Here is a 12,871-nt window from a genome sequence, read left to right on the forward strand (position 1 = left end):
AGCGGCGTCGGGGGCGTCCCCGTCTCGGAGGAGGCGGTTGATGAGCCCGACAGGGGTGATGAGCCCCGCCGGGACGACGAAGACTCAGGCCGGGACATCGACGGCCGTCCCGGTGGCGACGTCAGAGGTGGAGTGCTTCTTCACCGAGCGGTAGAAGGCGGGCACCAGGACGGCGTTGGCGACGGTCAGTGCCGTGGCGATGAGAACGGTGTGCGAGCTGCCCAGCGAGTGGTAGAGCCAGCCGCCGAGGGCACCACCGAGGGAGTCGCCTGCGAGGAACGCGCTCTGCACGAGACCGAAGAACACTCCGGCGAGGGCGGTGGGGAAGGCGTTCAGCTGGAGCAGTTCCTGCGACACGGTGGCCCCGAGGAGAAACGCGCCGCGCAGCGCCAGTGCCAGGGCGGCGATCCACGGGCTGGTGGCCAGGGCGAGACACAGTGTGGTCAGGGCACAGCAGGCTTCGGCGCCGAGGAAGAGGGCCAGAGGGTTGCGCCGGCGGAGGTAGCGCCCGGCGAGCGAGGCGGCCAGCAGACGGACCAGGCTCGCGACGGCGAGGACCGTACCGACCCACGCGAGAGGGACGCCCCGGTCGGCCAGCAGCAGTGGAAGGTACGGAGTCAACAGGCTGACGTAGAAGCCCATGAGCAGCCCGAGGCCGGTGACGCCGATGGCCATGCCGCGGTGGTGGGTGAACAGGTCCGTGAGTCGTGGACGCGAGGCGCTCTTGCCGTCGGGACCTGCGGAACCGTCGGCCGCCGTGTGCGGGGAGGGTTTCGTAGGGGGGATGAAGAGCAGCGTTGCCAGTACGCAGCCGGCGGCGAGGAGCAGTACGGCGACGTAGCCGCGGTCGCCGGTGCCGATGAAGGCTGCGAGTGCTCCGGCCGACCCGGTCCCGATCGCCATGCCCGCCTGGTTCATGAATTCGCGGCGGGAGACGATGCCGGTCCGCTGGTCCTCGTCGGTGTTGTAGAGAATCCAGACACGCAGTGCGATGAAGACCGAGCAGGCGCCGAAGCCGGCAACGACTCCGGAGAGCACGGCCACGAGCGGGCTGGCGTGCACCACGCGCAGGGCCATGCCCGTCGCGTAGAGCACTCCGCCCGCTGCCATGAGCAGCCGCGGGCCCGAGCGGTCGGCCAGCCGGCCGATGGCGACCGACGTCGTACCCGCGATGGCCATGGCGGTGTAGGACAGTCCGAACTGGACGAGATCGTCGTGGCGTTCGAAGTACAGGGGGTGGACTGTCTTGGACAGCCACATTCCGGTGAAGAAGAGGAAGGTGAAGGCGGCGAGACGGCGGGCTCCCCGTACGCGCGTGGTGGGGAGCGCAGCTGAAGTCGGTTTCATCGTCAGGGGTATGCCTTGCTCACGCCATGGCTTCGACGACCAGGTCGAGGTTGGTGCGTGCGTCGGGATGGTCGGGAGTCAGCCGGAGGACGTGTTCGAGTGCGTCGCGTGCCTCGGCCCAGTTCCCCAGGAGGGTGTGCTGTTCCGCCACCAACGTCAAGAGGCCGCCGCGTTGTTCGGGAGTGAGATCGTGAGTGGGCCGGCCAGTGGCAACGGCCAGCACCTCCGCGCTGCGTCCGGCCTCGGCGAGGGCGTACACGTAGTCGTAGAAGGTGTCGTAGGACCGGGGCGCGCAGAGGTGAGCGCGGTGGTACGAGGCGACGGCCTCCTCCGTAAGGCCCAGCTGCAGGTGGGTGTAGCCGAGGAGGGAATGCACCTCGGTGATGGAGGGGCCCAGCTCACGTGCAGTGATCAGGGCATCGAGCGCTGATTCGAAGGACTCGGCGTCGAGGTGACAGTGTGCGAGTTCCATGTGGTACTCGGGCATGTTTCCGTCGACAGCCAGCAGCTTCTCGTACGTTTCGATGGCCATCGGGAGATTCCCGGAGCGGCGGTAGCACTGCGCCAGATTGTAGATCAGGACGGTTTGGTGCATGTGATGCTTGCCCGAGCCGGAACGCAGTTTCTCGATTCCCTCGGTCAGGTGCTGGATCGCTTCTTGGACGCGCCCTCGCCTGAATTCTACGAGGGCGTAACCATTCCGATTGAAAACCCGGTGAAATTCGAGGTCGGGGGTATCGGACGGCGCCTTCTGGAGAATCTCGTGCCCGAATTCGAGGTGCTGTGCCGTGCGGTCCAGCGACCGGAGGTGGGCGGGGTGGTGGCGGGCATAGAGCATGGCGAGCCCGTAGTGGGCGCCCGCCGCACTGACGGGATCGGGATCCTCGCACCAGCGCAAGTAGCAGAACTCCGCCTCCAGCGTGCGGCCGAGCATGGCGTGGGCCAGGCCGAGGCGCCCCCACACGGGCGGCGTGTTCCGGTGCCGCAGGAGCGCTTCGAGAATGCGTACGGCGCTCCAGCTGTCGCCCACGCCGAGCAGGTCCACCGCCTGCTCGTACAGGAAGTCCTGCTCCTTCGCGTCGAGCGCTGACGCCTGGGCGAGAGCATCGATACGGGTCTCCGTTGCCGTGGGGCGCCAGGCCAGGACCCCTTCATCGCCGGCTTCGTCACCGCTGTCCGCACCTGCATCTCCCGTGGCGCCCAGCCGGAGGGTGACGTGGACATCCGGCACGTTGCCCATGACCTCGAAAAAGGCCCGACTGCCCGCATCGAGGCGCTCGGCGTTCGTGACCTCGACCATGGGCGCGCCGCCTGAGTCGAGGTAGGCGCGTGCGACATCACGGAAGTTGCGGTTTAGCCGGTCCCTCAGGAAGAAGCGGATGCGCTCATGGGCTTGAGCGGCGTCGGTCAGACTCGCTTCGCTTCTGACTGCGTTGCCGGCGGGATCCTCGGGTGAGATGAGACGAAGACCGATCAGGGCCTCGCGGGGCCAAGCGGATGTATCCACCGTGCCGATCAGGGTTTTGACCGGGCCGAAACCCACAATAGAACGGTCGGCCGCAACTGTAATGCGCTCCATTGTCCCCGCCTCTCCGGAATCCATTCACACTCTTGCGGGGGGCGCATTCAGTGCGACCCCCGCAAGTGTTCGGCTTTGCCGAATCAGGATGCGTTGTACATCACGGAGAACTTGACCTTCTTGGGCTTCGGGGCGGCCTTGATGAGCTTCATTCAAACCTCCTCTTTTTGGCCGACAGTCATTGTCGGACGTCTGGAGATTAAGCGCGTTCCGTCAAGCCGAGCAACCGGAAGTTTACATTCCCGAGTGTGATGTGGATCACAGTGGAGGTATTGTTGAAGTGAGATCTAATTGCGATAGTAAAAAACGCGCGTTTGGTGAAGCGCTTCGCAGAAAAGCAAAGCGGTTATAAAGCCGCTGGTCACCTCCGGGCTGCGGGTGCACTCCGCCGCGGCGTCGCCGAGTCGGCGGCGGAGGAGAAGCCGCGTTGCAGGCGGTGCAATTCGCGTGGGCGGTGGGAGGGCGCGCCGGGGTGGCGAAGGCGGCGCCCGGGGGCGTGCACCCCGGGACCTCTGGAGCCTACGGAGTTGGTGGCGGCTCGTGTGGTTCGGCCCAGATGTCGGGTGGGACTATGCCGGTGGAGCGGCCGTACGGGTCGAGCAGCCGGCCGAGGAGCTTGTCGTGGCGCAGGGTGATGACGCGGTCCACGATCTCCAGGCCGGGGTGGGTGCCGGCGAGGTGGGACTCCAGGCGCATGGCGTCGTCCACGGAGTGCAGGCTTGCCTGGACGATGAGGTTGTGGGGGCCGCTGACGGCGGCGCAGTTACGGATTTCCGGCAGGCGAATCAGGGCATGGCCGACCGCGGGCAGGTCGGTGGGCGGGACCTTGGCCCAGAAGGTGATGGCGACGGGCCAGCCGCCTAGGGGGCGGGCGAAGTCACAGCGGAACCGCAGGACATCTAGCCGGGTCAGCTGCTCGATGCGGCGTTTGGCGGTGGACAGGCTGACGCCCAGAGCAGTGGAGAGGGCCTGGTAGGAGGCGCGCCCGTCGCGAGCCAAGTGAGTGAGGAGAGCGCGGTCGAAGACGGTGAGGTCGCTGGGGCCGCTACGGGGCGGCTGGGTGGTTGGTGGTGCGGTGAGCCGGGCGAGTTGGTCGGGGGCGAGGGCAGCGATGCGCCATTGGCCGCCCTCGGTGAACATATGGGTGACGATCCGCGTACGAACGGCGGTGATGCCGGGGACGTGAGGGAGCAGGTCGAGGACGTAGCGGGAGAGGGTGGGCAGATCGCGGGTGGCGACGGTCGCGAAGATGTCGTGGTCGCCGGCGGAGCGCTCGATCGTGAGCATGTGCGAGTGTCCGCCGAGGGCTTGAGCTACGGCGGCGGTGGCGCCGGGAGCGCAGTCGATCTGCGCGAACGAGAGGCACATCTGGTCGAACATGCGGGGGCCGGGGGAGAGCCCGACCCAGGCCGTACCGCGCTCACCAAGGCGGTTGAAGCGGCGGGCGACGGTGACCGGGTCCACCCCGAGGGCGCGGCCGAGTTCGGTCCATGAGGCTCTTGGCCGCAGTTGCAGAGCGTGGATCAGTGCAAGGTCGTCCTCGCTCAGCGGAGTCGCATCTTCCTGCATCAGTATCAAACTCCTGGCGAGAATCCTGCGTCTGACCTCTTCCTGGTGGCCAGTCTTGCACTGTGGGGGCCAGAGGTTCGCACGTGGCGGGCCAGGGGATCAGGAGGGCGGCCGGATCATGGCGTATGCCGACTACCAGAACGAGATCTACTTCCACGGGCTGCACGGGGTGGTGCCCCGGCTGCCGATGACCTACGCCGAGCTGGAGCCGCTGGCGCAGGCCGCGATGCCCCCGTCGGTGCGGTCCTATGTCGCCGGCGGTGCCGGGGACGAGCACACTCAGCGGGCCAACGCCACCGCCTTCGAGCAGTGGGGGCTGGTCCCGCGCATGCTGGTCGGCGCGAGTGAAAGAGACCTGTCCGTCGACCTGTTCGGGATGCACCTGCCCTCGCCGCTGTTCATGGCACCGGTGGGCGTGATCGGACTGTGCGCCCAGGACGGCCACGGCGACCTCGCCACCGCGCGTGCCGCCGCCCGAACCGGCGTACCGATGGTCGCCTCCACCCTGACCGTCGACCCGATGGAGCAGGTGGCCGCCGAGTTCGGCGACACCCCGGGCTTCTTCCAGCTCTACACCCCGACCGACCGGGAGCTGGCCGAGAGCCTGGTCCACCGGGCCGAGGCCGCCGGCTTCAAGGGCATCGTGGTCACCCTCGACACCTGGATCACCGGCTGGCGCCCCCGTGACCTGGCTGCCAGCAACTTCCCCCAGCTGCGGGGACACTGTCTGACCAACTACACCAGTGACCCGGTTTTCCGTTCGCGTCTGGCCAAGGCGCCCGAGGACGACCCGGCTGCCGCGGTGATGCACTGGGCGCAGATCTTCGGCAACCCTCTTACCTGGGACGACCTGCCCTGGCTGCGGTCGATCACCGACCTGCCACTGATCCTGAAGGGCATCTGCCACCCCGACGACGCCCGCCGTGCGAAGGACGCGGGCGTGGACGGAATCTACTGCTCCAATCACGGCGGTCGACAGGCCAACGGCGGACTGCCGGCGCTGCACTGCCTGCCCGGCGTGGCCGAGGCGGCCGGCGACCTGCCCGTACTCTTCGACTCCGGCATCCGCACCGGAGCCGACGTCATCAAGGCCCTCGCCCTGGGCGCGACTGCCGTGGGCATCGGCCGCCCCTACGCCTACGGCCTGGCCCTCGACGGTGCCGACGGCATCGTCCACGTACTGCGCGCCCTGCTCGCCGAGGCCGACCTCCTCATGGCTGTCGACGGATACCCGACCTTGGCGGACCTCACGGTGGAGGCCTTGCGTCGCATTGAGGGCTGAGATCGCCGCAGGTGGGGGCCTGGATGGCGGACGGGGTCCGGCGCCCTGCGTGGTCGTCGGATGCCGGGTGCCGGGTGCCGGATGCCGGTCACAGGCTCGAGAGGAGGTCGTCGAGTGGGGACGGTACCTGCCCGGGGCCGAGGGCCTCGACGAGAAGGCGGCCGTAGCGGATCTTGCGGCCCTTCTTCGTACCGAGGAAGCGGCGCAATTGTTGCTGCCGGGGACGGCCGTGCTGCGCGGGCTGGTGCAGGAACGTCTGCCAGGCGCGGTGGTCGTTCTCCGCCTGGACGATCTCCTCGACTCTTGCTGTGCCCAGCGCGCGGATGAGTTCGTCCTCCAGGTCCTTCACGCACACGAAGACGTGGCCGTTTGGTGCCGGCGCTGCCTGGACCCGCTCCAGAGCACGGTCGTAAAAGCGCTGCTCACCCTCGTCGCACAGTCCCACCAGGCGCAAGTGAAGGCCGGTTGGTCCGAGGAGGTCGGCATACCGGCCGACGCTCATCGCCCCACCCATCGGTACGACGCACACCCCCTCGGCGTCCAGGTCCCGGCCGCGCCGCTCGGCCAGCGCCTCGACGGCCGCGACGTCACTCGGACCTTCCAGCAGTACCGCCGTCCGCACGCTCAGTTGCACCGCCAGATCACTTGCCGGCCCACCGGGACCGCCGGCCGCCCAACCAGTAACCGCGTCCCGGAACGCTCGCATATCCGCCATGGCACGAGTCTGCACCTCGGCCGACGGCACGGCACCGGAATATCCGCGGCCCCCACGTGACGTACCCGACGCCCGCACCACCCGGCAGCCACCGTTGTCACGACCCGCGCAGCGTTGTCACGACCCGCTCATGGTCGACGGTACGCAACGGGTGTAGCGGGGCGGACTGCCTACGAGGCGTACGGCCGTGTGGACAGTGAACTGTCCACCGTCCGAGGGGAGTTCCTTCACCGGGCGGTGCGGAAATCGCACTGTCGATATCTGACGAAAACAGGCGTGAAGTGGAGTCACGTGGAGTGACGCGGGGCGTCCGGCGGGGGAGGGGGCCGGCCGCCCCGACGTCATCCGGTGCACGGCGTGCGGCCCCCGAGCGCGTGACGCATGGCCGACCCCGTGCAGGGCGCGAGTGCCCACTGCTGCCGGAATCAGATGCGCCCGACCGGGTGATTTGCCGCGACTGTCGCACTCCGCTCGCTGATTCAGTAGCACTACGTGCCAATTCGATGATCATGCTTGCCTGTCAGTGGGTAGGCGGCGCCACGACCCATGTCCTCAAGAAACGGAGTCCGCAGTGCCGACGCCCCACCCACCTGCCCAGTCAGCTCTGGACGCAGGTACGACTCTGGCCGCCCCATGGTCCGGCTGGATGGAAGAACACACCGCAGACCTGGTCGGAATACCGCTGCGCATCGCACTGATCATCGTGGTCCTCGCGCTGATTCGATGGGTGGCCAGGCGGGCCATTTCCCGGGTCGTGCAGCATGTGCTGGAGCCGGCCGCCGAAGAATCCAGTTCCAGGCCATCGCGGTCGTCGGGGCGTGGCCCCCTGGTTCTGCACCGTGACCGCTCCCGCGCCCCGCAACGGCGCGAGCAGCGAGCCCGCACCATCGGCGCGGTGCTCAGCAGTGCCGTCACCATCATTCTGGCTCTGCTCGGTGTCGCCATGGTCCTCGACCAGGTGGGTATCGCGCTCGGCCCGCTGCTCGCCAGTGCCGGCGTTGTCGGCCTGGCGATCGGCTTCGGTGCGCAGAGCCTGGTCGCCGACTACCTGTCGGGCCTCCTGATCATGATCGAAGACCAGTACGGCGTCGGCGACTCGGTCGACCTCGGTGAGGCCATCGGCGAGGTGGAACACATCGGCCTTCGGCTGACGCACGTACGGGACCTCAACGGCGGCCTCTGGCACATCCGCAACGGCGAGATCCTGCGCGTCCGGAACGACAGCCAGGACTGGGCACGTGCCGTGCTGGACGTCCCCGTGGCCTACGAAGCCAATCTTGACGTCGTCTACCGCGTCCTCGAGGACACCGGGCAGGCCATGCGCCAGGACGAGGCCTTCACCGACCTCCTGCTTGAGGACCCCTCCGTGTGGGGCGTCCAGTCGCTGGACGCTGACGGTGTCGTCGTACGGCTCGCTGTGAAGACGGTTCCCTTGCAGCAGTGGGCAGTCACCCGTGAGCTGCGCCGTCGAGTCAAGAAGGCCCTCGACGAGGCCGGTATCGACATCCACTTCCCGCAGCGCACCATCCGACTGCTCACGGACGATTCGGACAAGGACTCTCTGCCGTCGCAGCGTTGACCGTCCGGTCATCCTCGCCGCAGTTCCTCACAGCTGCGGCAGCGGCTGCTCGTCGGACCGGTCCTCGCATGGGCGAGAGGCCGGTCCTCCGGGCTGCCGTGTTGGGGCAGGCGGCCAGGCAACGAAACCGAGTTCGGTCGTGACGGTAGGTACTGAGGAAACCCGGCTCGTGTTCCTGCGGGGCAACACTCCATGAGACCGTCGTGTGCGGTCGACGTCAGTCAGTCTGTCGGTGCCGGGAGGGCGCAGGCGTCGGCGATCGTGCGGGTGTCCCAGTAGAACGGACGGACCTCGGTGATCTGTCCGTCCTTGACCTTGACGGTTTGAAGAATCGGGAAGCTGAGTTCACGGCCGGTGGCACGGGCGCGAGCGTGGACCTGTGTGAGTACGACCGCAGTCTCACCGGTGGCAAGAAACTCTTGTTCCACCATGTCGAACGACTCCCACACCGTTCCCATCGTGCGGAAGAACTGCCGCATGCCGCTGTGTCCACGCCACGTACCGCCATACGGCAGGCCATCCGCTTGGTGCAGCTCGACGCTGGGTGCGAAGTAGGGCGCGAGCAGGTCGAACGAGGCCTTGTCGGGGCCTCCGGCGGCCAGGTACTGCGCCTCGGCCGCGTACATGTGGGTGAGGACGGTTACTGATTCAGTGCTGGGGGAGGTCGTCATGCCGTCAGCCTGCTCGGCGAGAGGGGATCGCGCTGGCAGCAATCGGACCTCGTGGTAGAGGGGGCTGGGTGGTCACCGCCGACCCGGGCGGCTTCCCGCGAGAATCGCAGCAGTGGGGATCGGTACGGCGTAGCCGGATACGCGTACCCGGGCGTCGTCCCGGGCCACGTCGACAGTGAGGTCGCTGGGGCGTCCCATGTCCTCGCCCTGACGGATGGTGATCGCACCAGCTGTGGGCGCCAGGCCGAGCGTACGCAGGTAGCCGCCGAACGCGGCGGCCGCCGCCCCCGTGGCGGGGTCTTCGGGGACGCCGCCGACGGGGAACGGGTCACGCGCGTGGAAGTGGCTGTCGCTCTCACGCCAGACCAGGTGCACCGTGGTCCAGCCGTAGGCACGCATGACCTTTGCGAGCGCTTCGAAGTCGTAGTCGAGGTCGGCCAGTCGGGCTCGTGAGCCGGTGGCGAGGACGAGGTGCTCGTTACCGGCGAAGGCAACGTGCGGCGGCAGCGCCGGGTCGAGGTCGGCTGTGTCCCACCGCAGGGCCGACAGTGTGGCGTCCACCTCGGCGGCCTGCGCTGGACGGGATCGGGTGGGCACGCTGGTGAGCGTTGCCCGTACGGCACCGTTGCCGTCGGCCACGGTGGCGACGTTGATGCCGCCGGCCGGGGTGTCGAAGGACAGGTCACCGGGGCCGATACGTGCGGCGAGAGCCACCGCCGTGGCAACGGTGGCATGCCCGCAGAAGGCGACCTCGGCGAGGGGGCTGAAGTAGCGCAGCGTGAACCGGCGCCGCTGCTCGTCCCGGGAGGTGACGAATGCGGTCTCGGAGTACCCGACCTCGGCGGCGATCGCCAGCATCTGTTCCTCGCCGAGCGAGGCGGCGTCGAGGACAACGCCGGCCGGGTTCCCGCCGTCGGGGTGGGAGGTGAATGCCGCGTAGCGCAGGACAGCGACATCGGTTGCGGAGGTCGTGCCTTCAGGGCGAGTCATGGCTTCAGGAGCAGTCATGGCTTCATGCTCCCGCCCGGGTGGCATTATTACCAACGATAGTTATGGATGGAACCCATCGAAGTGTGTGATGGCTTGCTAGCCTTCGGGCATGGACACCCGACTGCTGCAGACCTTCACCGCGCTCGCCAGGTCGGGAAGTTTCACGGGTGCCGCCGGCGAGCTGCAGCTCGCGCAGTCCACGGTCACAGCGCAGATCAAGGCCCTTGAGAAAGCGTTGGGGACCCGGCTCTTCGACCGGCTTGCCAGAGGCGCGCTGCTCACCGACGCCGGCCGGCGGTTGCTCACCCTGGCCGAAGAGGTCCTGGAGGCCGAGTCGCGTCTGCTCGCGACCGCCGCTGAGGACGGGCCGGTCACTGGGGCGGTGGTGGTGGGCGCGGGTGAGACCCTGTGCTCGGCCCATCTGCCGACTGTGATTGCTGCGCTGCGCAGCCTCCATCCGGAGGTGGAAGTGCACCTGCAGCCGTGCAGCACGGCTTCCGCCGTGGAAGGACTGCGGGCAGGGCGGCTCGACTGCGCTCTCTTCCTGGAGGACCAGGTCGACCACCCGGATCTCCTGGCCGAGCGCATCGCCGGCCAGCCCCTGGTCCTGCTGTGCTCACCGAGCCATCCGCTCGCCGGCCGCGAACGGCCCGCTTCCTGGCGCGAATTGGCACAGGAGAGCTTCTTCCTCCACGAGCAGGGCTGTTCCTACAGCGACTGGCTTGCTCAACGTCTACTGGCGGTCGCCGGCACCCAGCCCCGTCTGACGCGATTCGGCAGCATCGAAGCTGCTCGCGCCTGCGTCGCAGCCGGGCTGGGGCTGACCGTTCTCCCGCACGCCAATGTGGCCGAGTCGCTACGCGACGGCCGCCTCACCGCGGTCCCCGGCCCCGCGCTCCCCGACGTTTCCGTCCACCTGGCGCGCCATCGCCGCCGTCATCCCTCCCGTGCGACGCGAGCCGTTGCAGCTCAGGTCGTACGTCATTTCAGTGTGTAGGGAGGAGGGGGTGGGACATGTCGGGGCATGCCTCGGGGGCGTCGAATCATGCCCAGGAGAGTGGGGGTGTGAGAGACGTATCCGTGTGGGGTGCTCGGGGCACGTGAGTTGCTTTGGACACTTAGTATGCGAGGCATGACAGAGCGACGTGCGATTCTCAGCGGCTCGACCTTTGAGGAACAGATCGGGTACGCCCGTGCCGTGGTCGACGGCGACTGGGTGCATGTGTCCGGGACGACCGGCTTCGACTACGCCACCATGACCATCTCCGACGATGTGGTGGAGCAGGCCGAGCAGTGCCTGCGCAATATCGAGTCCGCACTGACCGAGGCGGGGTGCGGTTTCGCCGACGTGGTGAGGGTGCGCTATCTGCTGCCCGACCGTGAGGAGTTCGAGCCTTGCTGGCCGGTGCTGCGCCGCTGCTTCGGTGATGTACGGCCGGCTGCCACGATGCTGGTGTGCGGGCTTGCCGATCCCCGCATGAAGATCGAGATCGAGGCGTACGCGCGGCGGGCCACCGCGTGACAGCACCGCCTGGTCTACGTCGCTGCCGAAGTGGCCAAGGCTGTGGCCCTGTTCATCCTCGGGATCAGTGCCCTCGCGGCGGCCTGAGGTTCCTGGAACGGCGACGCTCGGGCCGATCCGGGAAGGGATCGGCCCGAGCGGACGTCCTTGCGCGTCAGCGTCAGGCTCTTGCTGCTACGGCCGGACGAGGAGGATCGAGTTGATCGGTGTCAGGTCCTTGTCCACGTAGTACCCGGGCTGGATGAAGCCCTGGCAGTCCCCCGTTCCGTTGTAGCCAGTGCAGGTGCGGGCCGTCGCGCCGCCCGTCTGGTTGTTCAGGACGTAGTGCTGACCGACCTGGTTGCTGAGGTTGTGCGCCCCGTAGCTGTAGAAGACCAGCGACGGGCGGTCGTTGTTCCACCCGGCGTTCTGCGGATAGACGCAGACGGCCCCCGAGGGACAGCCGCGCAGGCTGCCCGCTGCCGGGGCGGCGTTGGCGGTGGACATCCCGACCGTGGCGAGAGCGCCCACGGCAAAGGTCAGCGCCGCGGCCCTGGCGATCTTTCGCATGTTTCCCCCTGTTTCTCCCCTGACGCGACGTGCCGCGCCGTCCCGTTGGGACGACGCGACAACTGCGTCCCTGTCGCAACAAGAATGCGGCATGACATACCGCGCCTACAACGCTTACTCGACCTTTAGTGAAAGTGGGGGTATAGCGGTGTGACTACTGGTATAAGCGGGATCGGTGGTAGGGCAGCAGCCGGTCGGGCGGGCCGCCCGACGCCGGTAGCCAGGCAGACGGCCAGTCAGGCAGTCAGGCGGAGGCGTGTCAGGCCGTGGTGTGTGTCAGGCGCGGCGGCGGAAGGCCTTGCGTACGAAGCGGACGAGCAGCCAGATCAGCAGCGCCACGACCACGATGAAGAGGATCAGCAGCACGATCAGGAGGATGCCGAGCTTCTTGAAGAAGCCGCGCTTCTTCTTCGTCGGCTTGTGCTTGCTCACCGACGCCTTGTGGACCGTCTTGGCCGTGGGGTGGTGGACTGTGGAGCCCGAGTGCTTGTGGACGTGCGAGCCGTAGGGCGAGGCGGCTTCGGCGGTGGTGTTCACGGTGCTCGCCGACTGCCTTTGAACGGTGGGCTGTTGGGCGGCTATCGCCGTTGTAGGTGCGGCCAGCAGCAGCGTCGTGCCGAGCAGTGCGCTCAGGATGGCGGTCAGCCAGCGGCTGGGTGTCATGTGGGCTCCCAAAGAGGTGCATCGGTGCGGTGGTGATCACCTCATTATCCCGATCCGCGGGAGTGGTTGACCCTGACGCAGGGGCAGCCTCGCAGGGTGGTCGGTATGAGGACCATGAAGGACGACGAGGCGACCGACGCTGCCGGTCGGCGCTTTACCGTACGCCACGATGGCGTCACGATCCCGGTCACCCGCGGCGGGCGGGGACGCCCGCTGGTGCTGTGTCCTGGGCTGAACTCGACGCAGGCTGACCTGCATGAGTTGGTTGCGCTCCTTCGGCGGGAGCACTACGTGGTGACCTTCGACCTCAGAGGGCATGGGCTTGCTTCGGCCGCCGACCGGTACTCGTTCGACGCGTTCCTGAGCGATCTCGTTGCTTGAGATCGATGTGGTGCGGTCCACCCT

13 protein-coding genes are annotated in these 12,871 nt (G+C 67.8%); 5 read left to right on the forward strand and 8 right to left on the reverse strand.

From position 1 onward, the window contains the following. Positions 1-84: 84 nt before the first annotated feature. From ACZ6WH_RS03950 to ACZ6WH_RS03960, 3 genes are all read right to left on the reverse strand, one after another. Complete coding sequence (locus tag ACZ6WH_RS03950; RefSeq protein WP_469725767.1) at positions 85-1,347, reverse strand: MFS transporter; 1,263 nt, start codon at positions 1,345-1,347, stop codon at positions 85-87. A gap of 19 nt (positions 1,348-1,366) precedes the next feature. Continuing rightward, positions 1,367-2,950: a tetratricopeptide repeat protein gene (locus ACZ6WH_RS03955; RefSeq protein WP_469725768.1), complete on the reverse strand. Its 1,584-nt coding sequence runs from the start codon at positions 2,948-2,950 to the stop codon at positions 1,367-1,369. Positions 2,951-3,445: 495 nt separating this feature from the next. Beyond that, entirely contained in the window at positions 3,446-4,495 is a 1,050-nt protein-coding gene (locus ACZ6WH_RS03960) for an Lrp/AsnC family transcriptional regulator (RefSeq protein WP_469725769.1), read from the reverse strand. A 118-nt stretch (positions 4,496-4,613) separates the two neighbouring features. On the opposite strand from ACZ6WH_RS03960, the gene ACZ6WH_RS03965 reads away from it, so the two are divergent. Then, on the forward strand, positions 4,614-5,777 hold the full coding sequence (locus tag ACZ6WH_RS03965; protein WP_469725770.1) for a lactate 2-monooxygenase: 1,164 nt from the start codon (positions 4,614-4,616) through the stop codon (positions 5,775-5,777). An 88-nt stretch (positions 5,778-5,865) separates the two neighbouring features. Here the strand turns inward: ACZ6WH_RS03965 and ACZ6WH_RS03970 are convergent, their stop codons facing one another. Then, positions 5,866-6,492, reverse strand: a complete 627-nt coding sequence (locus ACZ6WH_RS03970) for a TOPRIM nucleotidyl transferase/hydrolase domain-containing protein (protein WP_469725771.1) — start codon at positions 6,490-6,492, stop codon at positions 5,866-5,868. A gap of 646 nt (positions 6,493-7,138) precedes the next feature. Here ACZ6WH_RS03970 and ACZ6WH_RS03975 point away from each other — a divergent pair. Beyond that, the gene (locus ACZ6WH_RS03975; RefSeq protein ID WP_469725773.1) at positions 7,139-8,071 is read left to right on the forward strand and encodes a mechanosensitive ion channel family protein; all 933 of its coding nucleotides are present in this window, start codon (positions 7,139-7,141) and stop codon (positions 8,069-8,071) included. Positions 8,072-8,292: 221 nt separating this feature from the next. On the opposite strand, the gene ACZ6WH_RS03980 is transcribed toward ACZ6WH_RS03975, so the two are convergent. Beyond that, positions 8,293-8,742: a nuclear transport factor 2 family protein gene (locus ACZ6WH_RS03980; RefSeq protein WP_469725774.1), complete on the reverse strand. Its 450-nt coding sequence runs from the start codon at positions 8,740-8,742 to the stop codon at positions 8,293-8,295. A gap of 72 nt (positions 8,743-8,814) precedes the next feature. After that, the gene (locus tag ACZ6WH_RS03985) at positions 8,815-9,750 is read right to left on the reverse strand and encodes a PhzF family phenazine biosynthesis isomerase (protein ID WP_469725775.1); all 936 of its coding nucleotides are present in this window, start codon (positions 9,748-9,750) and stop codon (positions 8,815-8,817) included. A 91-nt stretch (positions 9,751-9,841) separates the two neighbouring features. On the opposite strand from ACZ6WH_RS03985, the gene ACZ6WH_RS03990 reads away from it, so the two are divergent. Both ACZ6WH_RS03990 and ACZ6WH_RS03995 read left to right on the forward strand, forming a co-directional pair. Then, positions 9,842-10,729 (forward strand): LysR family transcriptional regulator, encoded by an 888-nt coding sequence (locus tag ACZ6WH_RS03990; RefSeq protein WP_469725777.1) that lies wholly within the window; start codon positions 9,842-9,844, stop codon positions 10,727-10,729. Between the two features lie 135 nt (positions 10,730-10,864). Beyond that, the gene (locus tag ACZ6WH_RS03995) at positions 10,865-11,254 is read left to right on the forward strand and encodes a RidA family protein (RefSeq protein WP_469725779.1); all 390 of its coding nucleotides are present in this window, start codon (positions 10,865-10,867) and stop codon (positions 11,252-11,254) included. A gap of 174 nt (positions 11,255-11,428) precedes the next feature. Here ACZ6WH_RS03995 and ACZ6WH_RS04000 read toward each other — a convergent pair whose 3' ends face one another. Both ACZ6WH_RS04000 and ACZ6WH_RS04005 read right to left on the reverse strand, forming a co-directional pair. Then, the gene (locus tag ACZ6WH_RS04000; RefSeq protein ID WP_469725780.1) at positions 11,429-11,803 is read right to left on the reverse strand and encodes a hypothetical protein; all 375 of its coding nucleotides are present in this window, start codon (positions 11,801-11,803) and stop codon (positions 11,429-11,431) included. A 276-nt stretch (positions 11,804-12,079) separates the two neighbouring features. Then, the gene (locus ACZ6WH_RS04005; RefSeq protein WP_469725781.1) at positions 12,080-12,466 is read right to left on the reverse strand and encodes a hypothetical protein; all 387 of its coding nucleotides are present in this window, start codon (positions 12,464-12,466) and stop codon (positions 12,080-12,082) included. Between the two features lie 114 nt (positions 12,467-12,580). Here ACZ6WH_RS04005 and ACZ6WH_RS04010 point away from each other — a divergent pair, with 114 nt between their 5' ends. Further along, entirely contained in the window at positions 12,581-12,847 is a 267-nt protein-coding gene (locus ACZ6WH_RS04010) for an alpha/beta fold hydrolase (protein WP_469725782.1), read from the forward strand. Positions 12,848-12,871 lie beyond the last annotated feature (24 nt).

It is taken from the genome of Streptomyces sp. NPDC050806 (genome assembly GCF_055586425.1).